Source organism: Paraburkholderia fungorum (genome assembly GCF_003610895.1).
Classification (GTDB): domain Bacteria; phylum Pseudomonadota; class Gammaproteobacteria; order Burkholderiales; family Burkholderiaceae; genus Paraburkholderia; species Paraburkholderia fungorum_B.
Genome location: NZ_MCAS01000038.1, coordinates 45,448 through 70,356 on the forward strand (window position 1 = coordinate 45,448; position 24,909 = coordinate 70,356).

The following is a 24,909-nucleotide window of genomic DNA, read 5'->3' on the forward strand; positions in this document are numbered from 1 at the left end:
GCTCGCGCTTGCGCTCGCGGTGATCCGTCGGCGTGTCGGTCAGTCTATCGGTCAGCGGCTAAGCGCGAGTTAAAACGAATGGCGCTGCATTGCGCAGCGTCGAGTTCAGAGTGCCATGTCGAAAGCGGGCTTGAGGAACACCTCGATCGCCATCACGACAAGACTCATCGCGGCCGCTGCCAGCGTCAACGTACCGTACTCGTCGTAGCGTGCATCGTAGAGGCACGCCACGACGAACAGAATCGCCAACAGGTTGGTCAGCCAGTAGAAATTCAGCGCCAAAGTCATCGATAAAATCCGGGCTCACGCGCGACTCGTAACGTCGAATTGCGCTATAACGTGGGCCGGATTCTAGCGAGGTGAGCTTACGGATTCGCAACACCCAGGCTTACACTGCTTACGCCCTGGAGCGAGCCCTCGGCGCGACATCACATCAAACCATGTCGTGCTCGATCCAGTCGATCACCGAACTGCGTTTCGGCTGCCAGCCAAGCAGCTTGCGTGCGCGCTCACCGCGCACGCGGCTGTTCGATCCGAGTCCGTACGACGCCATTTCGTAGCCCCATTCCTGTTGTGCCGCGTCGAGCGGCCAGTCTTGCGGCTCGCCGAGTTTCATCACGTGCGCGATTGCCGCGCTCATGTCGCGAAACGCCGCTTCACCGCTTTCGACGAAGTAGAAGGTGCCCGCCGGCGTTTTCTCCAATGCGAGGCGATAGAGTTCGGCGACGTCGTCGATATGCACGTTCGACCAGATATTGCCGCCGCTGCCCACATGCCGCACCACGCCGCTCTTTTGCGCCTGACGCACGAGCCGCGGCAACTGCACGCTCGCACTGCCCGGCACGGCGCCGTGACCGTAGATCAGCGTGTTGCATAGCACCGCCGAGCGAATGTTCTGCTGGGCGGCATCGAGCACGAGTTGATCGATGGCGACGCGCGCCGCTTTATCCGCGGTGGGCTGGGGCAGGGCGTCCTCGTGATAGATGCGCGCCTCGCCGGCCTCGCCGCCCGACGCATCGCCGACGATGCTCGAGCCGCTCGTGTGCAGAAACGGTTTGCCGGAGCCGGCGAGACCGTCGATCAGCGCTTTCACCGCGCCCTCGTGGTCGCTGCTCGCGGCGTTGATGACCGCGTCGGCGGCTTGCGCTTCGGCGATCAGCAGTTCGCGCTCGTCGAGCGTGCCGATGACGGGTTCGATACCGAGGCGTTGCAACTCAGCGCTGTGCTCGGGCTTGCGGATCAGGCCGCGCACCTGATGGCCGGCGCGCACGAGATGCGCCGCGATCGAACCGCCGATAAAGCCGCTTGCGCCAGTAATGAAAATCTTCAAGACGTTCTCCTTGGTGGAAACACCGGAAACACGATGCAATACACGCAGTATCCGCCGTCTTGATTCTCGCAAAAAGCGTATTAGTCTCAAATCAATCTTGATTTTTAATCAACAATCAAGACGTTCGCCGACGGTGAGCGGCGTATTGTGCGGCGAGACATTGCGCCAGTTGGCTGTCTCGGGACGGGGCAGCGGGGGTGGGGCTCAGACCAGTACTTCGCCAGTCACATGCTGAACAAACCCCACGGCGCCTGTGAGTACGCAGGCTTTTTTGCACCCTCGGCGGGCTCGCCTATAACTCAGCAAAGACACACGAACCGGTCCAACTGCGCAGGCTGCCGCGGTGAATCTTTTTGTCCGCTTGCCGCCGCCTATTTTTGACGTGTATATACAAGTTGATCCGCGGGACGGCCGAGTCCGGCGCGTTTGCCCAGGCGTCCGAAAGCCCGGCCGATGCGGCATCCATGCCGCTCACATCCAGCCCTAATGGAAACCCCTAGGTCTGAAGCTGCAAAAACAGGTTGTATATACAAGGCGGCGACGCTAGACTTCTCTCAAATTGTATAGACAAGACAGGACAACACCATGATGATTCTGAAGCCCGGCTATCTGACCCTCCCGCAACTGCGCCAGATCGCACGCGAACACGTCGCGCTGCAACTCGATCCGGCCAGCCACGCCGCCATCGACGCCTGCGCCAAGGCCGTCGCCGATATCGCCGCCAAGGGCGAACCGGCGTATGGCATCAACACGGGTTTCGGGCGTCTCGCCAGCACGCACATCCCTCATGACCAGCTCGAACTGCTGCAACGCAATCTGGTGCTGTCGCACGCGGTCGGCGTGGGTGAGCCGATGTCGCGTCCGGTGGTGCGCCTGCTGATCGCGCTGAAGCTGTCGAGCCTCGGCCGCGGTCACTCGGGTATCCGCCGCGAAGTGATGGAAGCGCTGATCACGCTGTACAACGCCGACGTGCTGCCGGTGATTCCGGTTAAGGGTTCGGTCGGCGCATCGGGCGACCTCGCGCCGCTCGCGCATATGTCGGCGACCTTGCTCGGCGTCGGCGAAGTGCTGGCGAAGGGCGAGCGCATGCCGGCCACCGAGGGCCTCGCGCTGGTCGGCCTCAAGCCGCTCACGCTGCAGGCGAAGGAAGGTCTCGCGCTGCTGAACGGCACGCAGGCGTCGACCGCGCTCGCGCTCTACAACATGTTCGCGATCGAAGACCTGTACCGCACCGGGCTGGTGGCAGGCGCGTTGTCGGTGGACGCAGCGGCGGGTTCGGTCAAGCCGTTCGACGCGCGCATTCACGAATTGCGCGGCCATCAAGGCCAGATCGACGCGGCAACGGCCTACCGTTCGCTGCTGCAAGGCTCGGCGATCAATGTTTCGCACGCCGATTGCGACAAGGTGCAGGACCCGTACAGCCTGCGCTGCCAGCCGCAGGTGATGGGCGCGTGCCTGGACCAGATGCGTCACGCAGCCGAAGTGCTGCTGATCGAAGCGAACGCCGTTTCCGACAATCCGCTGATTTTCCCGGACACGGGCGAAGTGCTGTCGGGCGGTAATTTCCATGCCGAGCCGGTTGCCTTCGCGGCCGACAACCTCGCGCTCGCCGCCGCTGAAATCGGCGCGCTGGCTGAACGCCGTATCGCGCTGCTGATCGATGCGACGCTGTCGGGTCTGCCGCCGTTCCTCGTGCGCGACGGTGGCGTGAATTCGGGTTTCATGATTGCTCACGTGACGGCCGCGGCACTCGCCTCCGAGAACAAGACGCTCGCGCATCCGGCTTCGGTCGATTCGCTGCCCACTTCCGCGAACCAGGAAGACCACGTGTCGATGGCCACGTTCGCTGCGCGCAAGCTCGGCGACATCGCCGAGAACGTCGCGAATATCCTGTCGATCGAGTTGCTCGCGGCGGCGCAAGGCGTCGATCTGCGCGCACCGCACAAGACCAGCCCGAGCCTGCAGAAAGTGATGGACGCAGTGCGCAAGGACGTCGCGCACTACGAACTCGATCACTACTTTGCACCGGACATCGCGGCAGTCACGCGTCTCGTGCAGAACGGCACGATCGCGAAGCTGAGCCCGTTCTCGTTCGCCTCCGAACAGTAAGCACGCAGCCAGGCAGAACCAGCCAATGAACGCACCGGCCTATCAGGGCATCAAGGACTTCATCCTCGGCCGCATCCATGCGGGCGAATGGGCTGAAGGCGACCAGGTGCCCTCCGAAAACGAGCTCGCACGCGAATTCAACGTCGCGCGCATGACGGTCAACCGCGCGTTGCGCGAGTTGACCTCGGAGCAGGTTCTCACGCGGGTGCAGGGTTCGGGCACGTTCGTGGCCCGGCCCAAGTACGAATCGACGCTGGTGGCGATCCGCAGCATCTCCGACGAAATTGTCGCGCGCGGTCATCGCTATCAGGCGAAGGTGCTGCACATCGGCGCGAGCATCGCCGACGAGGCGCTTGCCGAGGAAATGCAGATGAGCGCGGGCAGTCCGGTGTTTCATTCGCGCGTGCTGCATTTCGAAAACGACGAACCGGTGCAGCTCGAAGAGCGTTGGGTCAACCCGGCGGTCGCGCCCGAGTACGCGTTGCAGGACTTCACGAACACCACGCCGAATCAGTATCTGGTGCGCGTGGCGCCGCTGCAGCGCGTCGAGTACCGCATCGAAGCGTTGGCGGCGGATGCGGATACCCGCGAGCTGCTGACCATGGATGAACTCGAACCGTGCCTCGTGTTGCATCGGCGCACGTGGTCGCAAAGCCAGGTCGCTTCGGTCGCGAATCTCTGGCATCCCGGCAGCCGCTATCGCTTCACCGGCCATTTCTGATTTCGCCGCATTTATCGACCCATTTCCCGCATTCTTCCCGAACATTTTCACGCATTCCGAGGGCCACCATGAACAACCCGAAACATATCGACCCGCGTCTGGACCCGACCCGCACGATCCGCGCACCGCGCGGCGCGGAAAAGACCTGCAAGACCTGGATCGCGGAAGCCGCGTACCGGATGATCCAGAACAATCTGGACCCGGAAGTCGCCGAGCACCCGCACGCTCTCGTCGTGTACGGCGGCATTGGCCGTGCCGCGCGTAATTGGGATTGCTTCGATCAGATTCTCACGTCGTTGAAAGACCTCGAAGAGAACGAGACGCTCCTGATTCAATCGGGCAAGCCGGTCGGCGTGTTTCGCACGCATGCGGACGCTCCGCGCGTGCTGCTGGCGAATTCGAACCTGGTGCCGCATTGGGCGACGTGGGAACATTTCCACGAACTCGATCGCAAGGGCCTGATGATGTACGGCCAGATGACGGCGGGCAGCTGGATCTATATCGGCAGTCAGGGCATCGTGCAAGGCACCTACGAGACGTTCTTCTCGGTGGCGAACCAGCATTTCAACGGCGACCCTTCGGGCCGCTGGATTCTGACGGGCGGTTTGGGCGGCATGGGCGGTGCGCAACCGCTGGCCGCGACCATGGCCGGCTTCTCGATGATCGCGGTGGAATGCGACGAGACGCGCATCGATTTCCGTCTGAAGACGCGCTACGTCGACAGGAAAGCAGCGACGCTCGACGAAGCGCTCGCCATGCTCGAGGAAGCGAAGAAAGCCGGCAAGCCGGTGTCGATTGGCCTGCTGGGCAACGCAGCGGACGTGTTCGCCGAATGCGTGACGCGCGGCATCACGCCGGATTGCGTGACCGATCAGACCAGCGCGCACGATCCGATTCACGGCTACCTGCCGCAAGGCTGGAGTGTCGAAGACTGGCGCGAGCGTCAGAAAACCGTGCCGGACAGCATCGTGCTGCCCGCCAAGCAGTCGATGGCCAAGCAGGTGCAGGCCATGTTGACGCTGCAGGAACGCGGCGCGGCCACGCTCGACTACGGCAACAACATTCGTCAGATGGCGCTGGAAATGGGCGTCGAAAACGCCTTCGATTTCCCGGGCTTCGTGCCGGCGTACATCCGTCCGTTGTTCTGCGAAGGCAAGGGCCCGTTCCGCTGGGTCGCGCTGTCGGGCGATCCGGAAGACATCTACAAGACCGATGCCAAGGTCAAGGAACTGATTCCTGACGATCCGCATCTGCACAACTGGCTCGACATGGCGCGCGAACGCATCGCGTTCCAGGGCCTGCCGGCGCGCATCTGCTGGGTCGGCGTGAAGGATCGTTACCGTCTGGGCCAGGCGTTCAACGAAATGGTCCGGAACGGCGAACTGAAGGCGCCGATCGTGATCGGCCGCGATCACCTGGATACGGGTTCGGTCGCCAGCCCGAATCGCGAAACCGAATCGATGAAAGACGGCTCGGACGCAGTCAGCGACTGGCCGCTGCTCAACGCACTGCTGAACACGGCAGGCGGCGCGTCGTGGGTCTCGCTGCATCATGGCGGCGGGGTCGGCATGGGCTTTAGCCAGCACTCGGGCGTCGTGATTGTCGCTGACGGCACGGATGCCGCGAAGGAACGCCTTGGCCGCGTGCTGTTCAACGATCCGGCGACCGGCGTGATGCGTCACGCGGATGCGGGCTATGAACTCGCGCAGGAAACGGCGCGTGAGGCCGGCCTCAATCTGCCGATGCTGGGCCGTTGATCGTGGCGCTTCACAGCACGCCTGTGGATACCACGGCAACCACGACGCTGATTCGCGGCGCCGATCTCGTGGCGGCGCCGTGGAAGAACGGCGGCGGCGTCACGCGTGAAGTGGCGGCGTTTCCGGTAAGCGCGGGGCTCGATGCATTCACGTGGCGCGTGAGCATTGCCGACGTGGCGCAAGCCGGACCGTTCTCGCGTTTTGCGGGTATCGACCGTACGTTGGCGTTGTTGTCGGGAGCGGGCATGCTGCTCGATGAAACAGACGCCGGCGCGCAGGTCGTGAAGACGCATGCGTTGACCCAGCCGCTCGACATCGCGCGGTTCGCGGGCGAAGCGCAAATCGGAGCACGTCTGGTCGACGGCGCCACGCGCGACTTCAACCTGATGGTGCGCCGTGGCGCGGCGGTGGGCGAAACCGAAGTGTGGCGCGGTGAGACGCACCGCACCTTGTCTGCCGACGTGGTGCTGTTGTTCTGCGCGAGCGGTTCGGTTTCGGTCGCGCTCGGTGACGAAGCCGAAACGCACGTGCTCGAGGCCGACGACACACTGCGTATCGACGCGCCGCGTGCGCTGTCGTGCACGGTCAAGGGCGCAGGCGCATTGCTCGCGATCAGCATCCGCTACACGTGATAAGCGCAACGATGACGACGATTCGCACGCGCGCTTGAGTTACGGCACGGGCCTCGCCCATGCCAGGCAATGGTCCGGTAGAAGCGCGCCGCGAATCACCACAGACACGCAACGAGCTGCAAAGAGCACGCGATGAAGCAAACCGTCTGGCATCACCTGAAACTTTGCCCCCAGGGCGATCCCCAAACTACGCTGCCCGATGCCGCGCTTGCCGTTGAGAACGGCAAGATCGTGTGGCTCGGCGCAGCATCCGACTTACCCGCTGGCTATGCCGGGTGGCCGCGTGAAGACCTGCACGGCGCATGGGTGACGCCGGGTCTCGTCGATTGCCATACGCATCTGGTGTACGGCGGGCAGCGTGCGGACGAATTCGCGCAGCGCCTCGCCGGTGTCAGTTACGAGGAAATCGCGCGGCAGGGCGGCGGTATCGTCTCAACGGTGCGCGCCACGCGCGCCGCCGACGAAGACTCGCTGTTCCGCCAATCGGCCGCGCGCCTCGAACCGCTGCTCGCCGAAGGCGTCACGGCGATTGAAATCAAATCCGGCTACGGCCTCGATCTCGCCAGCGAGCGCAAGATGTTGCGTGTCGCGCGTCGGTTGGGCGAGCGCTATCCGGTATCGGTGTACACGACATTTCTCGGCGCACACGCGTTGCCGCCGGAATTCGCGGGAAGAGCCGATGCGTACATCGACGAAGTCTGCAACACGATGCTGCCGACGCTCGCCGACGAAGGTCTGGTCGACGCCGTCGACGTATTTTGCGAGCGTATCGGCTTTTCGCCGGCGCAAAGCGAACGCGTGTTCCAGGCCGCGGAGCGCTACAAACTGCCGGTGAAAATGCACGCCGAGCAATTGTCGAACAGCGGCGGCACGGCCTTGGCCGCGCGATACCATGCGCTGTCCGCCGATCACCTTGAGTTTCTCGACGAAGCGGGCGTTGCCGCCATGAAAGCGTCCGGCACCGTCGCCGTGCTGCTGCCGGGCGCGTACTACTTCATCCGCGAGACGCAACTGCCGCCTCTGGACCTTCTGCGGCGCTACCAGATGCCGATCGCGATCTCCACCGACAGCAATCCCGGCACGTCGCCCACCACGTCGCTGCTGCTGATGATGAACATGGCGACCACCTTGTTCCGCATGACCGTGCCCGAAGTGCTGCAAGGCGTGACTTCGCATGCGGCACGCGCGCTCGGCAAGGCGGATCGACACGGTTCGCTCGAAGTTGGGCGCGCGGCGGACTTCGCGGTGTGGTCGGTGGAAACACTTGCCGAGCTGGCTTACTGGATTGGGCGTCCGTTGTGCGCGCAAGTCGTGCGCGCGGGTGAGACGGTTTATACGCGACGTGATTTGAGCTAGGGCCTGAGAGATGATGAAATCAAAACAATCACTATTCGCCGATCACGCGTATCTGCCCGATGGCTGGCGCCGCAATGTGCTGCTGGAATGGGACGCGAACGGCACGCTGACGTCCGTCACGCCCGATACCGCGGCGGTTCCCGACGGCGTGCAAAAAGCCGCGGGTCCCGTGTTGCCTGGCATGCCGAATCTTCACTCGCATGCGTTTCAACGCGCGATGGCCGGCCTGACCGAGTATCGTGCGAATGCGACGGATAACTTCTGGAGCTGGCGTGACCTGATGTACCGCTTCGCCGCGCGGATCACGCCGGAAGGGCTCGCTGCAGTCGCGCAGTGGCTGTACATCGAGATGTTGAAGGCGGGCTACACGTCGGTCTGCGAATTTCACTACGTGCACCATACGCCGGATGGCAGCCGCTATGCGAACCAGGCAGAACTGGCCCAGCGCGTGGTGGATGCGGCTTCGGCTAGCGGCATCGGCATGACGATGCTGCCCGTGCTGTATCAGTACAGCGGTTTCGGTTCGCGCGCGCCGCGTGACGATCAGCAGCGCTTCATCAATTCGCCGGAGAGTCTGCTCGATCTGTTGGGCACGTTGCGTGCGGCGCGTCCCGAGAGCGCGAGATTGCGTTATGGCGTGGCACCGCATTCATTGCGCGCGGTGTCGGCCGATTCTCTGCATGCCTTGCTGAACGGCATCGATAAAAACGCGCCGGTTCACATCCATATCGCCGAGCAAACCGCCGAAGTCGACGCCTGCCTCGAAACCGAAGGCGCCCGCCCGGTGCAATGGCTGCTTGATCGCTTCGACGTCGATAGCCGCTGGTGCCTCGTACACGCCACGCATGTCGATGCGAACGAAACGCTGGCGCTCGCAAGGAGCGGCGCGGTCGCCGGTTTGTGTCTGACCACCGAAGCCAATCTCGGCGACGGCATTTTTCCGGCGCACGACTATCTTGACGCGCAAGGGCGCATCGGCGTCGGTTCGGATAGTCATATCGGGGTCGACTGGCGGGCGGAATTGCGTTTGCTCGAGTACGGCCAGCGCCTCACGCGCCGGCAGCGCAACGTGCTCGCCTCGCCGCACGCTACGTACGTGGCCGACCGTTTGTTCGATGCCGCGCTGGAAGGCGGCGCGCAGGCCACGGGGCGTGCGGTCGGTGCATTGCAGGCAGGGCGCCGTGCCGACTGGCTGGTGCTCGATGCCGATCATTCGAGCATCGCCGAGCATGCACCGAACGCGTGGCTCTCGGGCGTTGTATTCTGCGAACATGGCGAGTCGCCCATTCGCGACGTCTATGCGGGTGGCGACAGGGTCGTCGAGAACCGCCGCCATCGCGACGAGGCGGGCGCTTACGCCCGCTATCGCGAGGCGCTCGCCGATCTGCTCAGATAAGTTGCCGACGCCACGCCACGCGTGCTCGCCACACGCCGCACGCCGAAACGAAATACCCGCGTGAATTGCCGCCCAATCCGAGTAAGCTGAGCCTTCGACTTTTATCGATTCCGGACTGATATGACTGCTTCGTCTACTGCAACTGCTCCGCAGGTTCTATCGCTGCATCAGGGAAGCCTGCCGTTGCTGATTTCGATCCCGCATCTGGGTACGCAAATCCCCGCCGATATCGCCGCCACCATGACCCCGGTCGCGCAGCGCACCGACGATTGCGACTGGCACCTCGACCGTCTCTATGCGTTTGCGAAGCGCATGGGCGCGTCGATCCTGGCGCCAACGTACGCGCGTTATGTGATCGACCTGAACCGCCCGCCTGACGGTGCGAACCTGTATCCGGGGCAGGACACCACCGGATTGCTGCCGGTCGATACCTTCGACAAGGAGTCCTTGTATCTGGAAGGCCATCTGCCGACCGAGGCCGAAGTCGCGCGCCGGCGCGACGCTTACTGGAAACCGTATCACGATGCGCTGGTGGGCGAGCTCGCCGCGCTGAAGGCGAAGCACGGCAAGGTGCTGCTGTGGGAAGCGCATTCGATTCGCTCGCACGTACCGCGTTTTTTCGAAGGACGTCTGCCGGATTTCAATTTCGGCACGTCGAACGGCGCTAGCGCGGTGGCGGGATTGGGCGAGGAGCTGGCCGCTGTGGTCGAGCGGCATGGCGCTTATTCCGCGATCGCCAACGGGCGCTTCAAGGGCGGGTACATCACGCGGGAGTATGGGCAGCCGTCGCAGGGCGTGCATGCGGTACAACTCGAGCTGTCGCAGATTACGTATATGGAGGAACAGATGCCGTATGCGTATGACGAAAGCCTGGCCGCGAAGATCGAACCTTTGCTGGAAGAGCTGGTGACGACGGCATTGACGCGCGTGAGCGCAGCCTGAAGGACACAGTTCGACGGCGGCGATCTGAAGGCGCTGCCGTCACGGATACTCATCTCATCTTCTCCACGCGGCTCGCCGCGCTTCGCATTGCGCGAGGCCGCGGCCGCGTCGGCTTACACCGCAAAGGTGTAACAGCATGTGTCCGTGATTGCATGCTGCGGCTTTCGCGCCGAACGTATAGAGCGTTGCAGCTTTCGTCAGCATGAAGCGCATTCAGGCGCGGCGTGAGTCCGCGTCGCTTCGAAGCACAGCGGCGAAAAAAAAAGCCCCGCGGATGGCGGGGCTTGCCGATGCGCGCCGTGTGGGCGCCGCGCAACGCTTAGTGGCAGTGACGTTCCCAGTGATGGTGGACGCGCACCTTGTGGCATACGGGGTGGTGCTCATAAGCTTGAGCAGGAGCGACCGCGCTCAGGGCGACGACGGTTGCTGCGATAGCGAGAACGATTTTCTTCATTACAGAATCCTTAAATCATGATGGTAGTGCTGACGCTGCAGCACGTTGCGTGCCGCAACGGTGCAAAAGGATGCCACATATCGCGCGCGTCGCGTGGGAACACTGACTGAATGCATGGGTCAACTCAAAACGCCGCGCTTCGTGGCGTTTTATCCCTGGGCGTCGCACGCTAGCGTGTCGTTTCGACACGTCGAGCGACACGCAATGCGCGTGCGGGCATTGCGCATCAGGCGCTGATGCGGCTACCCTTTCAGAACGATGACGTGTGGGTATGACGTCATCCATACATCGGGCAAAAGATGGAAGACCCAGCGATGGAAGATTCCGATGAATTGCTGCTCCCGGTCTGGCGAGCGAACCTGGTGCTGCTGACCCGTGAGGTCGGCGCGGCGACGCGTCTGGCGCGCATGATGACCTTTTCCGCCAGTTACCTGAAATTGATGTTGTCTGGCCAGCGCGAATTCAGCGAGGAATTCGTGCGCGGTATCGAGGCGGTGACGGGCTTGCCGGGCGGCTGGATGAACGTGTCGCATACCGAGCAGGACATCCCGGCCAACGCGCGCGAAGCGATCGACAACGAACAGCCGCTCGCGCGTTTTCGCGGCACCGCGCATCCGGTGCGCAAGAAAACCGTGCTGCGGCCGCCCGAGCCGATTTTCGGTCAGGCGAGTCCGGCCAAACGCGTCGAAGAAGAGACGCTCGATGCCGAAGCGCATCGGCGGCAGGCTCACTTCCGCAAAGTTCGCGATCTGGCGATGCAGGACGTGCGGCGCTTCGAGCGGCATTTGAGTCACGCGCCGGTGGATCTTGCGTCGATGCGATCGAAAGTGGAAGACGTGATCGCGGCCGCCGAGCTCGACGACCCGATCCAGGCCGACCTGGCTGGCCGGCTCGAGCAGATCGAAAAGCATCGGCATTTGCTGCTCAGGCACGTGGAGCGGCTGCAGGCTTTGCTCGGGCAAATCGGTGGTGGGGATTGATGCCCGCTATCTGCGGCCTCGTAACCTCGCAACTCACACCTGAAGCCTGCGCCGCGCGTGAAACTCGGCCTCGAGTGTCCACGTCACGCCGTCTTGCGCCAGCGCGACCCCGGTCCACCGGAATGAGTCCCGTGTGATATCGGTGAAGTTCCAGCGAATCGGCGTGCCGTCGGCATGTGTGCCGATCTGCACGAGATCGTTGCCCACACGCCGTCCGATCAGTTCGTCGCGCTGACCGGTCTGCGGATTGATGTAAGTCACGCGCCACGCCCGCAGCGCCGGGTCCCACACGCGCAGTGTGGTGCCGTACATGGTGTCGGCGGGCGCGAGCCCCGCCTGATGCTCGCCGCGTGGCGGCATGATCCACACGTCCTGCACGGCGCGTCCCTCGAGAACCCAGCCGAAATGAATCTCGCCGCGGCGGCGCGCCTGGCCGAGGTCGACGCGGTAGTGCACCACGTCCATATCCCAACTGCCGATCAGCCAGCCGTAGAGATCGTCGGCGGCATCGATGCCGGCGGCGCGCGCCGGAGCGCTCAAGGCGGTGTGAAAGCCGTGGTCGATGGTGTCCTCCAGCATGTTCATCGTGTGTGCTCCTGCGGGTGTCAGGTTAAAAGGCCAGCGCGGCAAGCGGCAAAACCGCGTCGCCCGCTGATGTGCTAAAACCACAATACGGACTCAGCCGAGGTGCATCTTGGGGAAAATTGCCGTCACTTTGCAGCAGGCGCTGGCGCAACGCGCCCGGGAAGGCACGCGCGGCGATACCCGCGCGCGTACGTTGGCCCAGAGCGCGAACTGGGATGTCGCGGACATGCTTTGCACCTTCGGCCCGCGCGACCAGCCATTCGAAGAACGGCACGCGGGTGTGTGCATCGCCATGGTGGTCGCCGGCTCGTTCGGCTACCGCAGCGACACGGGGCGGGCGTTGCTGACCCCCGGCGCACTGCTGCTCGGCAATACGGGCGACTGCTTCGAATGCGGGCATCGGCATGCGGCGGGCGATCGCTGCATCGCCTTCCGGTATGCGCCGGCGTACTTCGAGCGGCTTGCCGCGGACGCCGGCATCGCGAGCGGCGATCTGAACTTCAGGCGTGCGCGCATTCCGTCGCTGCCCGCGTTGTCGCCGCTGATCGCGCGGGCTTGCGCCGGTGCGCTGGATGCGGGCGGCGCGGTGTGGGACGAGCTCGCGGTTGAACTGGCCGTCTCGACGCTCAAGGCTGCGGGCGCATTGACGCGTGCGGAACCGCCTGCCAGCGCCGCGGCCTGGTCACGCGTGGGGCAAACGGTGCGCCTGATCGACGACACGCCTGGCGCGCCGCATACGCTCTCTAGCCTCGCTGCCGCGGCGGGTCTGAGCGAGTTCTATTTCCTGCGTACGTTCCAGCGCGTGACCGGTGTGACGCCGCATCAATATGTGCTGCGCGCGCGTTTGCGGGCCGCGGCGCTGCGACTTTGCGACGACAGCGCGAAGGTGGTCGATATCGCGCTCGATTGCGGCTTCAACGACCTGTCGAATTTCAATCATGCGTTTCGCGCGGAGTTCGCGTCGAGTCCGCTCGCATGGCGGGCGCGGGGCAGGGCGCATCGCGCATGACCTGGCGCGCCGCGTTCATGAAGGTGGCCGCCGCGGTAGCGCTGCTTGCGTGCGCGAGCGCTTCGCAGGCCGAGGGCGGCGACCCGAGCGGTCCGGACGTTCCCAGCACCTCCACGACCCCCAACGACGACCTTTCTCCTTCGACAATCGAGCGCGATGTCCATCTCTTCGTGATCCAGAAAGACGGCTCGGTCGAAGAGCATGACGACACGGTCCTGCGGGCCAACACGACGAGCGGCGTCGACGATATCGCGCAACGCTACGTATGGTTCAACAAGGACATCGAGCAGGTGCAATTGCTGGCAGCGGAAACGATCGATCCGGGCGGCGTTGCGCATCCGGTCGGCCCCGAGGCGATCCGCGACGTGCAGGAACCGCGCTCGGCGGGTGCGCCGAGTTTCGAAGACGGGGTGTTGCGCACGGTGATCTTTCCGGGTGTCGAACCCGGCGCGCGCGTGCACCTGGCGTTTCGCAAGACCCGCGCGAAGCCTCTGCAAGCGGGCACGTTCGCGTATCTGGTCGAACCGACTCGCGAGCCCGTCGAGATGCAGCGCCTGATCTTCGACCTGCCCGCCGACGTGCCGCTTCACGCCGATGCGCGTGGCTATGTCGCGCTGCCGCCTGTTACGGCAAACGGCCGCACCCGCTATGAGTTCGACTATCGGCACGGCCCCTATGCGCCGCTCGAGACGGGCGCGGTGGGCTATGCGAACTGGGGCGACCGCTTGATGGTATCGACGGTGCCGGATTTCGCGAACTTCGCCGCGCGCTATCGCGGCCCCGCTGTCGACGCGACGATGAACGATCCGGCGATCGTCCGGCTCGCTCAAGACCTGACCCGCGAGGCCAGTGACCCACGCGCAAAAGCACGGATACTGTACGACTGGATGCGTCTGAATATTCGCTACGTCGCGCTGTTTCTCGGCGAAACGGCGGCGATCCCGCATAGAGCGACCGACATCCTGCGCAACCGCTATGGCGACTGCAAGGATCACGTCGCCTTGTACAGTGCGCTATTGGCTGCGGTCGGCATCCGCAGCGAGGCCGTGCTGCTCAATCTCGGGCCGTACTACAGCTTGCCGTCCGTGCCAGGATATGGAGGCAGCGCGATCAATCACGCAATCGTCTGGATTCCTGATCTATCCTTGTTTGCCGATACCACGGCGGGCGGCGTGAGTTTTGGCTACCTGCCGCCAAGCGTGATGGACCGTCCCGTCCTGCTGGTCGACGAGGGCGAGCTGGCGCGCACGCCGGCCACCCAGTTGCGCCAACGCACGGCACGCCTGCAGATCGACGTCGATGAGAACGGCGCGGCGAACTACGCTTATCGCGTGGAAGATGCCGGCTATACCGCGGAGCTCGAGCGCAATCTGTTTCGACGGGCAACGCGGCAGGGAACGCAGCAGATCGCGGCCAATCGTCTGTTGCAGACCGGCCTGCACGGTACGGCGCACTTGCTCACCGGCGACGTGGCCGCCACGGATGGCCCGTTTTCCACGTCGATGCAGGGAAGGGTGCCGCACTTTGTCTGGACCGATGGGACGACCGCTGTGCCGGCCCTGACGAGCTTGTCCGGCGGCATGGCCGGGCAGGTGCAGGCGTGGCTGGCGGAGCCGTCAAGGACGCAGCCTTGGGCGTGTATCGGGGGCTCGTTCGACGAGACGCTGGAGCTGACGCTGCCGCGGTTCGTCCATGTAACGGATGTGCCGCCGGATGCCGCGCTGAAGGATCGCTTCTTCGAATTTTCTTCCCGCTATGTGTTCGATCCTGCCACGCGGGTCTTGCAGGTCAGGCGTCACCTTCAGGCCGCGTTTGGGCATCAGATGTGCTCGGCCGATGAGTTTGCCGCGGTGAAGGACGATCTCGTGCGGATCGAGCGGGATCTCGATGCCGAGGTGGTGGTGAAGGTGGTCAGATAGGCGTGGGTGAAGTCCCGTGGGTGAGGTCCATACAGCAGGGGTATCGGCCGAGGCGGTAAAAGAGGACCGCCTCGGCCGTACGAACAACCACGCCTTGACGGGCAAAAGGCGCGGCGTGAAAGACGACGCTTAACTCCCGCTCTTGGTCACGATCGGAACCCAGGCGCCATTCTTGACCTGGTACAGCGTGGAGGCGCCGCTCTTCAATGCTCCCGTGCTGTCGAAAGAAATCTTGCCTGTTACGCCGTCGTAGTCGATCGCCTTGAGAACCGGTCGATAGGCCGCCGGAGAGGTGGATTTGGCCTGCTGCATCGCCTTGATCGCGGCCCATGCGCCGTCATAGCCAAACGGCGCGTACGACAGGATATCCACCCCGAAGCGCTTCTTGAATTTCGCGGAAAAATCCTTGCCGCCCGGCAATTGAGCCAACGGCCGGCCGTATTCCCACGCCATCGCGCCTTCGGACGGATCGCCGGCGAGCTTGATGAAGTCTTCGTCCATCACGCCGCCGCCGCCCACCAGCTGCGCGTTCACACCCAATTGCTTCATCCGCTTCGCGAAACCGGCTGCCTGGGTATCCAGTCCGCCGAAGAAGATCAGGTCCGCATTGGCCGCCTTGATCTTGGTGATCTGCGTGCTGAAATCCACCGCGTGATTGTCGGTGTATTCGCGCGTCACGATGTTGCCGCCGTGCGCCTTCACCGCCTTTTCGAACTCGTCGGCCTCGCCCTGGCCGAACGCGGTGCGATCGTCGATGATTGCAATGCGTTTGGCCTTCGTCACCTCGACGGCATAGACTCCCGCGTTGCCGGCGTTCTGCGCATCGGTGGAAATCACCATGAAGGTATTGGCGAAGCCGCGCCCGGTAATGATCGGATTGGTCGCGGCCGGATCGATCACCGGAATGCCGGCTTGCTCGTAGACCTGCGAGGCGGGAATCGTCGTGCCCGAGTTGAAGTGGCCGACGACGGCCGATACGCCCGCGTCGACCAGCTTCTGCGCGGCCTGCACGCCGATGCGCGGATCGGCCTGATCGTCCTCGGAGACGAGCTGGAATTGCGCGACCTTGTCGCCGATCTTGATCTTCTGCGCGTTGGCTTCTTCGATTGCAAGCCGGACGCCGTTCTCCAGGTCCTTGCCGTAGCCGGCGTTGGCGCCAGTCAGCGGCGCGGCGAAGCCGATCTTCACCGGCAGGTCGTCGGCAAAACTGGCCAGCGGCGCGATCGCAAAGGTAGCGCCAACAATCAGGGCAAGCGGTTTCAGCGTATTGCGAAGACTCATGGTCTCTCTCTCCATCGACAGTTTCAGGTGTGAAAGCGGCAAGTCGGTCACGCTGGATCGACACGCCGTGGCATTCACTTGCCGGTCAATCTGGCGCGAATATAGAAAGCCAATTTGCGACCGTCTTGGCAGTTCGCGGCGCTTTGAATGAGCATTTCGGCATAGGCCAAGCAGCGCTTAGGCTGGCGGCCGGTCAGCGACGGCACGCGGGTGCGGATTGCGGCATATGCTTAAGAACGGGGAGGGTCGGTGTTTGCTGAAGGCGCGAAGGCGTGGCGGGCCGGAGAAGTCACGCGGGAAACCGGTGCGAGCGCACCCCGGCTTGACTGCTGTGGCGCAGTGGCACGGTGGCGGAAACAGACTTCCGCGCGCCACGGCAAGCGTTCCAGCGTAACGCCGTGGCCGTATCGACCGGCGCCGGAGAAATGCGGGAGGCGGCCAGGTCGCCAGATGCGACGGGCCGCGGGTTAAAACAATGCGCTTAGTGCTCGCCTTGCTGGCGCAGCAACTCTTCACGCAGACGCAGCAGGGGAGCCTTGGTCTCTTCGTCGGCCCAGGTGTCGAGATCGTCGATCGCGCGCTGGCAGCCGTCGAGCACCAGGTCGAGATCCACCGGCACGCCGTTGTTCAACGCGAATTCGATGGTCTCGGCGAACTGTTGGCACTCGTCCTCGCCGTACGAAATGTCGAGATTGTCGGCGATGACTTCGGCGATGTTGCTGCGCGCCTTGTCGTCGGGCGTCACCATGTCGACGATGCCGCGCGCCACCGCCGGCGAATAGTAAAGCGCGATGTCGAGCCACTGTGCGGGATCGAAGTCGGCCTGGTCGAACTGGCTCTCGAAGAACTCGATCGCTTCCTGCTCGTGTGCTTCGTCCGCGTCGACGCTCATGCACAACTGCTCAAAAAATTCTTCCCGCTCGCTGCGGATATAACCGTCCATCGATGCCTCGTCTGCTGAATGCCGGATGCCCGGACGCTGGCTGCCCGTATGCCGGACGCCGGCTGCCCGGATGCCTGAAAAAATGCGTTGTAGGCGGCTGGCGGCCTGAACCTACGCGGCACGCATTATAGGACGCTCAATTGACAAATGCAGGTTGCGTGGCGGGAGCGGGGTCGGGGAGCCACCGGCGCGAGGTGCGAGTTGGTGTGTCGAGGGCAAGCGCGCGCGAGGCGTGCTGCACCGTTTCAGGCCGTCTCCGCGACCCAGGCGTCGAACCATTCACGCGGTTGCGCGATTTCGCTCTGCGCGGCCACCAGTTCCAGTTCATAGCGCCCGGCCTGCCAGGTCGCCTTGACTACCGCGTTGACCGCGGCCAGCGTGTGCTCGAAGGCCGCGCGGATCGAATCCCCCAGCAGCGTGCGCGCGACAAACACCGCGCTCGTCAGATCGCCGACGCCCACCGGCTGCCGCGCGAACGGGTAGAGCGGCCGCTGGCCCATCCATGCCTCGCGCTCGGTGACGACCAGCATGTTGAAACGGTCGGCGGGACTGTTGCGATCGAGCAGATGTTTGACCAGCATGAGCTTGGGTCCGCGGGCGATGACCTCGCGGCAGGCGGTCACGGCTTCTTCGAGCGTCTCGATCTCGCGGCCCACGAGGCGCTGCAACTCGGTATGGTTCGGCGCCATGGCGTCGGCGACCGTTGGCATGGTGCGGACCAGAAATTCCTGGATGCCCGGTTCGACCTTGCAGCCGCTGGCGGCGCCCATCACCGGATCGCAGAAGTACCACGCGCGCGGATTGGCGGCCTTCACGGCCTTGACGATCTCGACCACCGATTGCGCCTGCTCGGGCGTGCCCAGATAGCCCGACAGCACAGCGTCGCAGCGCGGCAGCACGCCGATCGCGCCGATCCCTTCGACGAGTTCTTCCATCTGCGATGCCTCGATCGCGCTGCCGGTCCAATGACCGTACTGCGTGTGATTCGAGAACTGCACCGTATTGAGCGGCCAGACATTGACGCCGAGGCGGCGCATTGGAAACACGGCCGCGCTGTTGCCGGCGTGCCCGAATACGACATGTGACTGGATGCTCAGAACGTTTTTCGTCATGGTGTGGCCCGCGCAAGCAGGGATGCGCGATCAATGAGAACGGACGGACAGCCGCGGTGACGAACCGGTCTTGGCCGGACACCTGAAGCGGCGTGACTCTTTTACTCTTTTAGATAGTGCAAGAAAAATGCGCGATCTGCACAGAGAGAAAACAATACATGAGTTTGTCACGCGCGAGTTGATCCGTCCCCGTGTTGTTGCGCCGAACCATCAAACGGGGGGATCAGGCGAGTTCGCGATACAGCGCCAGATAGCGCTCGGCGGAGGCGCCCCAGCCGAAATCCTGACGCATCGCGCGACGTTGCGTGGCTTTCCACTCGGTGCGGCGGTCGTAGAGCGCAAACGCACGGCGAATAGCCGCTGCAAGGCCCTTCGGCTCGAATCGTTCGAACACGAAACCGGTGGCGAGATCGTCGGCGAGATTTTCGAGCGACGCGTCGACCACCGTGTCCGCCAGCCCACCGACGCAATGCACGAGCGGCAGCGACCCGTAAGCCAGCGCATACAGCTGCGTCAGCCCGCAGGGCTCGAAGCGCGACGGCACCGCGATCACGTCGCTGCCCGCGACGATCGTATGCGCGAGGGTTTCGTCGAAACCCAGTTCGACCGCCACCGATTCCGGATGCGTATGCGCGGCCCGTTTCAAACCGTTTTCGAGTGCCGGGTCGCCGGTGCCGAACACCACCAGCTGGCCGCCGCGTTTGACAATCTCCGGCACGCTTTCGAGCAGCAGGTCGAGGCCTTTCTGTTCGGTGAGCCGGCTCACCACGCCGAATAGCAGCGCATCGCTTTTCTGCGCGAGGCCGAAGCGCTTTTGCAGCGCTTCCTTGCAGGCCAGCTTGCCGGCCAGACGGGTAGCCGTGTAGTGATCGTCGAGCAGCGCGTCGGTGGCGGGATTCCATACCGAGTAGTCGACGCCGTTCAGGATGCCGCTCAGATCGTGCGAGCGATGGCGCAGCAGGGCGTCGAGCCCGCCGCCCTGGGCGAGGGTCTGGATTTCTCGGGCATAGGTCGGGCTGACGGTGGTGATGCGGTCGCTGTAGTAGAGGCCGGCCTTCAGAAACGACAGCTGCCCATAGAATTCCACGCCGTGCATGCTGAAGAAGTCGTCCGGCAGCGCCAGCTGGCCGAACTGATGCGCCGGAAAAACCCCCTGATACGCGAGGTTGTGCACCGTGAAGACGCTGCGCGCGAACGAGCGGCCGTGCTCCCGCTCAGCCGCCTTCAGATAGGCGGGCGCGAGTCCGGCGTGCCAGTCGTGCGCGTGGACGATCTGCGGCGCCCACGCCGGGTCGAGGTACTGGGCCAGTTGGGCGGCAACCCAGCCGAGCAGGGCGAAGCGTTGCGCATTGTCGCCGTACGGTACGTGTTCGTCGTTCAGATAGGGGTTGCCGGGCCGGTCGTACAGCGTGCCGGCGCGGATCACGTAGACGCTCAGGCCGTTCGACGGCAGCGTGCCCCGCTCGAGCGTGACACCCGGCGAGTCGAAACGGCGGCCCAGCTGCGCCACCGGCCGCAAGTCGGTCAAACCGGCGATCACCGCGGGAAAGCCGGGCAGCAGCACACGCACATCGGCGCCGCGCTCGATCAAGGCGGGCGGCAATGCGCCCGCGACGTCGGCGAGACCGCCCGTTTTGAGGAGGGGATACAGCTCGCTTGCGACGTGCAGGGCGCGAATCGTCATAGGCTCAGTCTCGTTCCTGTTGGGGCGGGTTTGCCGTCAGGTCGGCGTAAGCGGTGCTACGCAAGGGCGGCAACGACCGCCCGTTCGTTTTGCCGGCGGGGCGAAGATGACGTCCCCGTCACTTGCGGGCCGACTGCAGCGCCTCGTGCGTCACCAGGACGACACCGTCCTCGGTGCGATAGAAGCGTTCGGCGTCGGCCGTGGGATCTTCGCCGATTACCGTGCCGTCCGGAATGGCGCAGCCGCGGTCAATCACCACTTTCTGCAACCGGCAGCTCGCGCCGACGGTGACCTGTGGCAACAAGACTGCCTCATTGATGTTACAGAACGAGCTCACTTTCACATTCGACGACAGCACCGAGCGCGAAATCTGCGAGCCTGAGATCACGCAGCCGCCACACACGATCAGATTGTTGCCGGTGCCTTGCAAGCCTTTCATGTCGCGTACGAACTTGGCGGGCGGCAACTGCTCCTGATACGTCCAGATCGGCCAGTTGCGGTCGTACAGGTCGAGCGTCGGGATGGTGGAGGCGAGGTCGAGATTGGCGGCCCAGTAGGCGTCGATCGTGCCGACGTCGCGCCAGTACGGCTCCACGGTCGGGTCCGACGACACGCACGACATGCTGAACGGATGCGCGATCGCCGAGCCTTGCGTGACCACGCGCGGCAGGATGTCCTTGCCGAAGTCGTGTTCGGTCTCGACGCTCGAGATGTTCTCTTCGAGCAGCGAGTACAGGTAATCGGCGCTGAACACGTAGATGCCCATGCTGGCGAGCGCCGAGTCCGGACGACCCGGCATGGCGGGCGGATCGGCGGGTTTCTCGACGAAGCCGGTCACGCGGCGGTTTTCATCCACGGCCATGACGCCGAACGCCACGGCGTCCATGCGCGGCACCTCAATGCAGCCGACGGTGCAATCCGCGCCGCTTTCCGCGTGGTCGGCAATCATGCGCGTGTAGTCCATCTTGTAGATATGGTCGCCCGCCAGCACCACCACGTATTTCGGCCGGATCGAGCGGATGATGTCGAGATTCTGGAACACGGCGTCGGCGGTGCCGCGGTACCAGTGGGCGCCTTCCACGCGCTGCTGCGCCGGCCACAGATCGATGAACTCGCCGAATTCGCCGCGCAGGAAGCCCCAGCCGCGCTGCAGGTGGCGCAATAACGAGTGTGCCTTGTACTGCGTGACGACCGCGATGCGGCGAATGCCGGAATTCAGGCAATTGGAGAGCGCGAAGTCGATGATCCGGTATTTGCCGCCGAAGTGCACCGCCGGTTTGACGCGCTTGTTGGTGAGCGGCCCGAGCCGCGTACCCCGTCCACCTGCAAGGACAATGGCGAGGGTGGTGCGTTGCAGATCGTTCAGCCGTGCCGGAGTTTCCATGTCTGTCTCCTTTGTCCCATGCAACCTGGTTGCTGATTTGTATGCCCGGGATGGTCTTTCGCTCTCGCTCCGCGCCATTGATTCGTGCTGCCAGGCGGCTCTGTTTTCGCGGGCCTGTTTGCTAGTTCTAGCACCGATTTGCCGCGAGTGAATAGTGTTGATTGTGCGAACGTCACTCGCGCGGCCGCCTTGCGAACGATCAACCCTTGCACGGACCGCATCCGTGCGCCACGACACATAGAACGCAAAGTGCCTCTCCGCAATATGCGTGCCACACCGCGCCAGGCATCGTGGGCTTGCGCGCGCGGCAGCAAAGTCCGGCGGCGCGTCGTAGAATCGTCCGCTCTGAACGGGGCGCGGGCCTTGCCTTGCCGGCGCGCGTGGCCCGCACGCCTTTCACGCTCCCTCACGCCGATTTCCCTTTGCAAGAAAACACTCGATGAATCTTCGCCGCCAGTCTCTGTTTGCCGTCCTGAGCGCCTGCGTGCTGGCTGCCGCGCCTCATGTTTTCGCCGCCGCACCGGCCAGCGCGGCTGCCGCAGGCAGTGCGGTCAGTGCGAGTGATCTGGCTCCCGAGCCCGGTTCAGCGTCTGCCGGCGCGGCTGCGGCTGCAGCCGTCGACAACAGCGGTCCGGCGTACGGCCCCGAGTTGCAGGGCTTCGACTATCCGGCGCCGGTCGGACAATACGACTTCACCTCGCAAGGCGTGGCGCTGCACATGGCGTACATGGACATCAGGCCGGCGCATGCGAATGGCCGTACGGCCGTGTTGCTGCATGGCAAGAATTTTTGCGCGGCGACGTGGGACACAACTATTCGTCGTTTGAGCGACGCCGGCTACCGGGTGATCGCGCCGGATCAGATCGGTTTTTGTAAATCCAGCAAGCCGGAGCACTATCAGTACAGCTTTCAGCAACTGGCGCGCAACACGCATGCGCTGCTCGAATCGCTCGGCGTGACGGATGCGACCATCATTGGCCACTCGACGGGCGGCATGCTCGCGATACGCTATGCACTGATGTATCCGCATGAGACCGAGCAACTGGTGCTGGTCAATCCGATCGGCCTTGAGGACTGGAAAGCGAAGGGTGTCCCGTCCTTATCGGTCGACCAGTGGTACGAGCGCGAGCTGAAGACAACGGCCGACGGCATTCGCCGTTACGAACAGGCTACGTATTACGCCGGCCAGTGGCGCGCGGACTACGAGCCGTGGGTCCAGATGCTGGCGGGGATGTACCGCGGTCCCGGCAAGCAGATCGTCGCGTGGAATTCCGCCTTGCTGTACGACATGATCTACACGCAGCCCGTGGTGTACGAGCTTGGCCACCTGAGCATGCCGACGCTTTTGCTGATCGGCCAGAAGGACACGACCGCGATCGGCAAGGACGCGGCGCCGCCCGAGGTGCGCGCGAAGATTGGCCATTACCCCGAACTGGGCAAGGCTGCCGCGAAGGCGATTCCGCACGCGACGCTGGTGGAATTCGCCGATCTGGGGCACGCGCCGCAGATGCAGGATCCGCAGGCGTTTCATCAGGCGCTGTTGGGCGGGCTGGCAGCGGTATCGGCTAAACGGTGAATTTGAACCCGAATGGCCTCACCGGGCGCAGTGACGATTGCGGCAGGGTTGCCTGACTTTCGTGTACCTGGTGCAGCCAGCCGGTTGACAGGAAGAAGGGCGGTCCTTTGCTGAGGCGCCGCCCTTTTTGCGAGTGTCCGGTGCTGCGAGGCGCCGGTGTGTTTATTCGTTGCCGGGAAAGCTACTTGCCCGCGCTCAATTCTTCGCGCACTTGCGCAGCGATCTCGAACGAGCGCAAGCGCGCCTTGTGATCGTAAATCTGCGCGGTCAGCATCAACTCGTCTGCGCCGGTCTGATCGATAACGGACAGCAGTCCTTCGCGTACCGTATCGCGATCGCCGATCACGGAGCAGGCGAGCGAATGCGCGACGCTGTTCAACTCCATCTCCGAAGCTTCGACCCGCTCGACTGGCGGTTGCAACTGACCGGGCGTGCCCCGCCGCAGGTTGATGAATTGCTGCTGCAGCGAAGTGAACAGACGCCGGGCTTCGTCGTTGCTATCGGCGGCGAACAGATTGACGCCGACCATGGCGTAGGGCTTATCGAGCGCTGCCGACGGGCGGAATTGTTCGCGATAGACCTTGAGCGCCGTGAACATGTGATCGGGCGCGAAGTGCGACGCGAACGCGAACGGCAGACCGAGTGCCGCGGCCAGTTGCGCGCTGTAGAGCGACGAGCCGAGCAGCCACAGCGGCACATGCAGCCCGGCGCCGGGGACTGCGCGAATGCGCTGGCCTGGCACCGGGTCGGCGAAATAGCGTTGCAACTCGACGACGTCATCGGGGAAAGACTCCGCGCTATTTTGCAGATCGCGGCGCAGCGCGCGGGCGGTGCTTTGATCGGTGCCGGGCGCGCGGCCGAGGCCCAGGTCGATCCGGTCCGGATAGAGGGAGGCGAGCGTGCCGAACTGTTCCGCGATGACGAGCGGCGCGTGGTTCGGCAGCATGACCCCGCCGGAGCCGACACGGATGGTTTTCGTGCCACCGGCGACGTGGCCGATCACGACGGAGGTGGCTGCGCTGGCGATGCCGGACATGTTGTGGTGTTCCGCGAGCCAGAAGCGGCGGTAGTGCCAGTTTTCCGCGTGCTGGGCGAGATCGAGGGTGTTTCTGAACGCGTCCGCGGGGGTGGCGCCGACGGTGACCGGCGATAGGTCGAGGACTGAGAAGGGGATCATTTTCTGTTCATTTGGTGTTTTGGGCGCTTTCGCGCGATGGGGCATTTTGGCAAAGGTTTTGGTTTTGTGCAGATGAGGGGGTTATGTCCATGTCTTTAGAAGGGTTTGATTTTGCCTGTCCAGGCATGGGGGGGCCTGCGCGGCGCTTGTTTGTCTGTTTGTCTGTGGCATTGGTCTTTCCTTGTTCTGATTTCTTTGGCCTTTCCTTGTTTTGTTAGTGGTCTATTAGCGTTGCCCCTGTGCGGGGCGGCACTTACTTTCTTTGCCGCCGCAAAGAAAGATAAGCAAAGAAAGCGGCTCACCCCGCCAGCCCATAAGCGGGTCCCCTGGCTTGGAGGGGGCAGTGGTGCATCTGGAATCTGTGTTCCCGCACATTCGGCGCTCGTGACAAGGGCGTCATACTTCCGGCGGCGCTGCGCGCGCCGAAGCGCGGTTCGAGAACCAGCGCGTTTTTCGACACATCGCCGAGGCAAAGCCGATGGCCCCCGCGACGCGAAACGACCCCCCTGGTTTCCCATGCAGACCCGTCCGCGACGCACGCAGTGCGGAGTGGGAGCGGATG

General features: G+C 63.8%; 21 protein-coding genes. 11 read left to right on the plus strand and 10 right to left on the minus strand.

All coding sequences use genetic code 11. The features are described 5' to 3' along the window. Positions 1 to 105 precede the first annotated feature (105 nt). Positions 106 to 288: a hypothetical protein gene (locus BCY88_RS29470; protein WP_120347690.1), complete on the minus strand. Its 183-nt coding sequence runs from the start codon at positions 286 to 288 to the stop codon at positions 106 to 108. A 145-nt stretch (positions 289 to 433) separates the two neighbouring features. Continuing rightward, on the minus strand, positions 434 to 1,330 hold the full coding sequence (locus BCY88_RS29475) for an NAD-dependent epimerase/dehydratase family protein (RefSeq protein ID WP_120347691.1): 897 nt from the start codon (positions 1,328 to 1,330) through the stop codon (positions 434 to 436). Between the two features lie 585 nt (positions 1,331 to 1,915). Here BCY88_RS29475 and hutH point away from each other — a divergent pair. The 7 genes from hutH to hutG all read left to right on the plus strand — a co-directional run bounded on the left by hutH (position 1,916) and on the right by hutG (position 10,243). Then, complete coding sequence (gene hutH, locus BCY88_RS29480) at positions 1,916 to 3,439, plus strand: histidine ammonia-lyase (protein ID WP_183081484.1); 1,524 nt, start codon at positions 1,916 to 1,918, stop codon at positions 3,437 to 3,439. Between the two features lie 25 nt (positions 3,440 to 3,464). After that, a complete protein-coding gene (gene hutC, locus BCY88_RS29485; RefSeq protein ID WP_120347692.1) occupies positions 3,465 to 4,160 on the plus strand; it encodes a histidine utilization repressor in 696 nt (231 codons plus the stop codon). 68 nt (positions 4,161 to 4,228) lie between these two features. Further along, positions 4,229 to 5,917, plus strand: a complete 1,689-nt coding sequence (gene hutU, locus BCY88_RS29490; protein WP_120347693.1) for a urocanate hydratase — start codon at positions 4,229 to 4,231, stop codon at positions 5,915 to 5,917. 2 nt (positions 5,918 to 5,919) lie between these two features. Then, positions 5,920 to 6,549 (plus strand): HutD/Ves family protein, encoded by a 630-nt coding sequence (locus BCY88_RS29495; RefSeq protein ID WP_120347708.1) that lies wholly within the window; start codon positions 5,920 to 5,922, stop codon positions 6,547 to 6,549. Between the two features lie 132 nt (positions 6,550 to 6,681). After that, a complete protein-coding gene (gene hutI, locus BCY88_RS29500) occupies positions 6,682 to 7,905 on the plus strand; it encodes an imidazolonepropionase (RefSeq protein WP_120347694.1) in 1,224 nt (407 codons plus the stop codon). A gap of 10 nt (positions 7,906 to 7,915) precedes the next feature. Continuing rightward, positions 7,916 to 9,301, plus strand: a complete 1,386-nt coding sequence (locus BCY88_RS29505) for a formimidoylglutamate deiminase (protein WP_120347695.1) — start codon at positions 7,916 to 7,918, stop codon at positions 9,299 to 9,301. Positions 9,302 to 9,421: 120 nt separating this feature from the next. Continuing rightward, positions 9,422 to 10,243, plus strand: a complete 822-nt coding sequence (hutG, locus tag BCY88_RS29510; protein ID WP_120347696.1) for an N-formylglutamate deformylase — start codon at positions 9,422 to 9,424, stop codon at positions 10,241 to 10,243. A 319-nt stretch (positions 10,244 to 10,562) separates the two neighbouring features. On the opposite strand, the gene BCY88_RS40480 is transcribed toward hutG, so the two are convergent. Continuing rightward, positions 10,563 to 10,697, minus strand: coding sequence for a hypothetical protein (locus BCY88_RS40480; protein WP_259461550.1), 135 nt, complete (start codon positions 10,695 to 10,697; stop codon positions 10,563 to 10,565). A 314-nt stretch (positions 10,698 to 11,011) separates the two neighbouring features. Between BCY88_RS40480 and BCY88_RS29515 the strand changes: the two genes are divergently transcribed. Next, entirely contained in the window at positions 11,012 to 11,677 is a 666-nt protein-coding gene (locus BCY88_RS29515; RefSeq protein ID WP_120347697.1) for a hypothetical protein, read from the plus strand. Between the two features lie 33 nt (positions 11,678 to 11,710). On the opposite strand, the gene BCY88_RS29520 is transcribed toward BCY88_RS29515, so the two are convergent. Next, positions 11,711 to 12,262 carry a hypothetical protein gene (locus BCY88_RS29520; RefSeq protein ID WP_120347698.1) on the minus strand — a complete coding sequence of 184 codons (552 nt, stop codon included), beginning with the start codon at positions 12,260 to 12,262 and terminating at the stop codon, positions 11,711 to 11,713. A 109-nt stretch (positions 12,263 to 12,371) separates the two neighbouring features. Between BCY88_RS29520 and BCY88_RS29525 the strand changes: the two genes are divergently transcribed. Together BCY88_RS29525 and BCY88_RS29530 are read left to right on the plus strand one after the other, a co-directional pair. Then, positions 12,372 to 13,271 (plus strand): helix-turn-helix transcriptional regulator, encoded by a 900-nt coding sequence (locus BCY88_RS29525; protein WP_120347699.1) that lies wholly within the window; start codon positions 12,372 to 12,374, stop codon positions 13,269 to 13,271. Further along, complete coding sequence (locus BCY88_RS29530) at positions 13,268 to 15,190, plus strand: DUF3857 domain-containing transglutaminase family protein (protein WP_120347709.1); 1,923 nt, start codon at positions 13,268 to 13,270, stop codon at positions 15,188 to 15,190. Before BCY88_RS29525 ends, BCY88_RS29530 begins: the two co-directional genes overlap by 4 nt. Before the next feature lie 129 nt (positions 15,191 to 15,319). On the opposite strand, the gene BCY88_RS29535 is transcribed toward BCY88_RS29530, so the two are convergent. From BCY88_RS29535 to glgC, 5 genes are all read right to left on the minus strand, one after another. Further along, positions 15,320 to 16,471 (minus strand): branched-chain amino acid ABC transporter substrate-binding protein, encoded by a 1,152-nt coding sequence (locus BCY88_RS29535; protein WP_120347700.1) that lies wholly within the window; start codon positions 16,469 to 16,471, stop codon positions 15,320 to 15,322. Positions 16,472 to 16,952: 481 nt separating this feature from the next. Continuing rightward, on the minus strand, positions 16,953 to 17,414 hold the full coding sequence (locus tag BCY88_RS29540; RefSeq protein ID WP_030103574.1) for a hypothetical protein: 462 nt from the start codon (positions 17,412 to 17,414) through the stop codon (positions 16,953 to 16,955). A 245-nt stretch (positions 17,415 to 17,659) separates the two neighbouring features. Continuing rightward, positions 17,660 to 18,526 (minus strand): pyridoxal kinase PdxY, encoded by an 867-nt coding sequence (gene pdxY, locus BCY88_RS29545; RefSeq protein WP_120347701.1) that lies wholly within the window; start codon positions 18,524 to 18,526, stop codon positions 17,660 to 17,662. Between the two features lie 223 nt (positions 18,527 to 18,749). Further along, a complete protein-coding gene (glgA, locus tag BCY88_RS29550; RefSeq protein ID WP_120347702.1) occupies positions 18,750 to 20,210 on the minus strand; it encodes a glycogen synthase GlgA in 1,461 nt (486 codons plus the stop codon). Between the two features lie 118 nt (positions 20,211 to 20,328). Further along, a complete protein-coding gene (glgC, locus tag BCY88_RS29555) occupies positions 20,329 to 21,594 on the minus strand; it encodes a glucose-1-phosphate adenylyltransferase (protein ID WP_120347703.1) in 1,266 nt (421 codons plus the stop codon). 439 nt (positions 21,595 to 22,033) lie between these two features. Here glgC and BCY88_RS29560 point away from each other — a divergent pair, with 439 nt between their 5' ends. Next, positions 22,034 to 23,170 carry an alpha/beta fold hydrolase gene (locus BCY88_RS29560; protein WP_120347704.1) on the plus strand — a complete coding sequence of 379 codons (1,137 nt, stop codon included), beginning with the start codon at positions 22,034 to 22,036 and terminating at the stop codon, positions 23,168 to 23,170. A 181-nt stretch (positions 23,171 to 23,351) separates the two neighbouring features. Here the strand turns inward: BCY88_RS29560 and BCY88_RS29565 are convergent, their stop codons facing one another. Continuing rightward, on the minus strand, positions 23,352 to 24,347 hold the full coding sequence (locus BCY88_RS29565; RefSeq protein ID WP_120347705.1) for an LLM class flavin-dependent oxidoreductase: 996 nt from the start codon (positions 24,345 to 24,347) through the stop codon (positions 23,352 to 23,354). Positions 24,348 to 24,909: the final 562 nt, after the last annotated feature.

Excerpts from the sequence above, each read along its gene's own strand:
- BCY88_RS29470 (WP_120347690.1), bottom strand. The coding sequence starts at position 288 with ATGACTTTGGCGCTGAATTTCTACTGGCTGACCAACCTGTTGGCGATT.
- hutH (WP_183081484.1), top strand. The coding sequence starts at position 1,916 with ATGATGATTCTGAAGCCCGGCTATCTGACCCTCCCGCAACTGCGCCAG.
- hutC (WP_120347692.1), top strand. The coding sequence starts at position 3,465 with ATGAACGCACCGGCCTATCAGGGCATCAAGGACTTCATCCTCGGCCGC.
- hutU (WP_120347693.1), top strand. The coding sequence starts at position 4,229 with ATGAACAACCCGAAACATATCGACCCGCGTCTGGACCCGACCCGCACG.
- hutI (WP_120347694.1), top strand. The coding sequence starts at position 6,682 with ATGAAGCAAACCGTCTGGCATCACCTGAAACTTTGCCCCCAGGGCGAT.
- BCY88_RS29505 (WP_120347695.1), top strand. The coding sequence starts at position 7,916 with ATGATGAAATCAAAACAATCACTATTCGCCGATCACGCGTATCTGCCC.
- hutG (WP_120347696.1), top strand. The coding sequence starts at position 9,422 with ATGACTGCTTCGTCTACTGCAACTGCTCCGCAGGTTCTATCGCTGCAT.
- BCY88_RS40480 (WP_259461550.1), bottom strand. The coding sequence starts at position 10,697 with ATGAAGAAAATCGTTCTCGCTATCGCAGCAACCGTCGTCGCCCTGAGC.
- BCY88_RS29515 (WP_120347697.1), top strand. The coding sequence starts at position 11,012 with ATGGAAGATTCCGATGAATTGCTGCTCCCGGTCTGGCGAGCGAACCTG.
- BCY88_RS29520 (WP_120347698.1), bottom strand. The coding sequence starts at position 12,262 with ATGAACATGCTGGAGGACACCATCGACCACGGCTTTCACACCGCCTTG.
- BCY88_RS29530 (WP_120347709.1), top strand. The coding sequence starts at position 13,268 with ATGACCTGGCGCGCCGCGTTCATGAAGGTGGCCGCCGCGGTAGCGCTG.
- BCY88_RS29535 (WP_120347700.1), bottom strand. The coding sequence starts at position 16,471 with ATGAGTCTTCGCAATACGCTGAAACCGCTTGCCCTGATTGTTGGCGCT.
- BCY88_RS29540 (WP_030103574.1), bottom strand. The coding sequence starts at position 17,414 with ATGGACGGTTATATCCGCAGCGAGCGGGAAGAATTTTTTGAGCAGTTG.
- pdxY (WP_120347701.1), bottom strand. The coding sequence starts at position 18,526 with ATGACGAAAAACGTTCTGAGCATCCAGTCACATGTCGTATTCGGGCAC.
- glgA (WP_120347702.1), bottom strand. The coding sequence starts at position 20,210 with ATGACGATTCGCGCCCTGCACGTCGCAAGCGAGCTGTATCCCCTCCTC.
- glgC (WP_120347703.1), bottom strand. The coding sequence starts at position 21,594 with ATGGAAACTCCGGCACGGCTGAACGATCTGCAACGCACCACCCTCGCC.
- BCY88_RS29560 (WP_120347704.1), top strand. The coding sequence starts at position 22,034 with ATGAATCTTCGCCGCCAGTCTCTGTTTGCCGTCCTGAGCGCCTGCGTG.
- BCY88_RS29565 (WP_120347705.1), bottom strand. The coding sequence starts at position 24,347 with ATGATCCCCTTCTCAGTCCTCGACCTATCGCCGGTCACCGTCGGCGCC.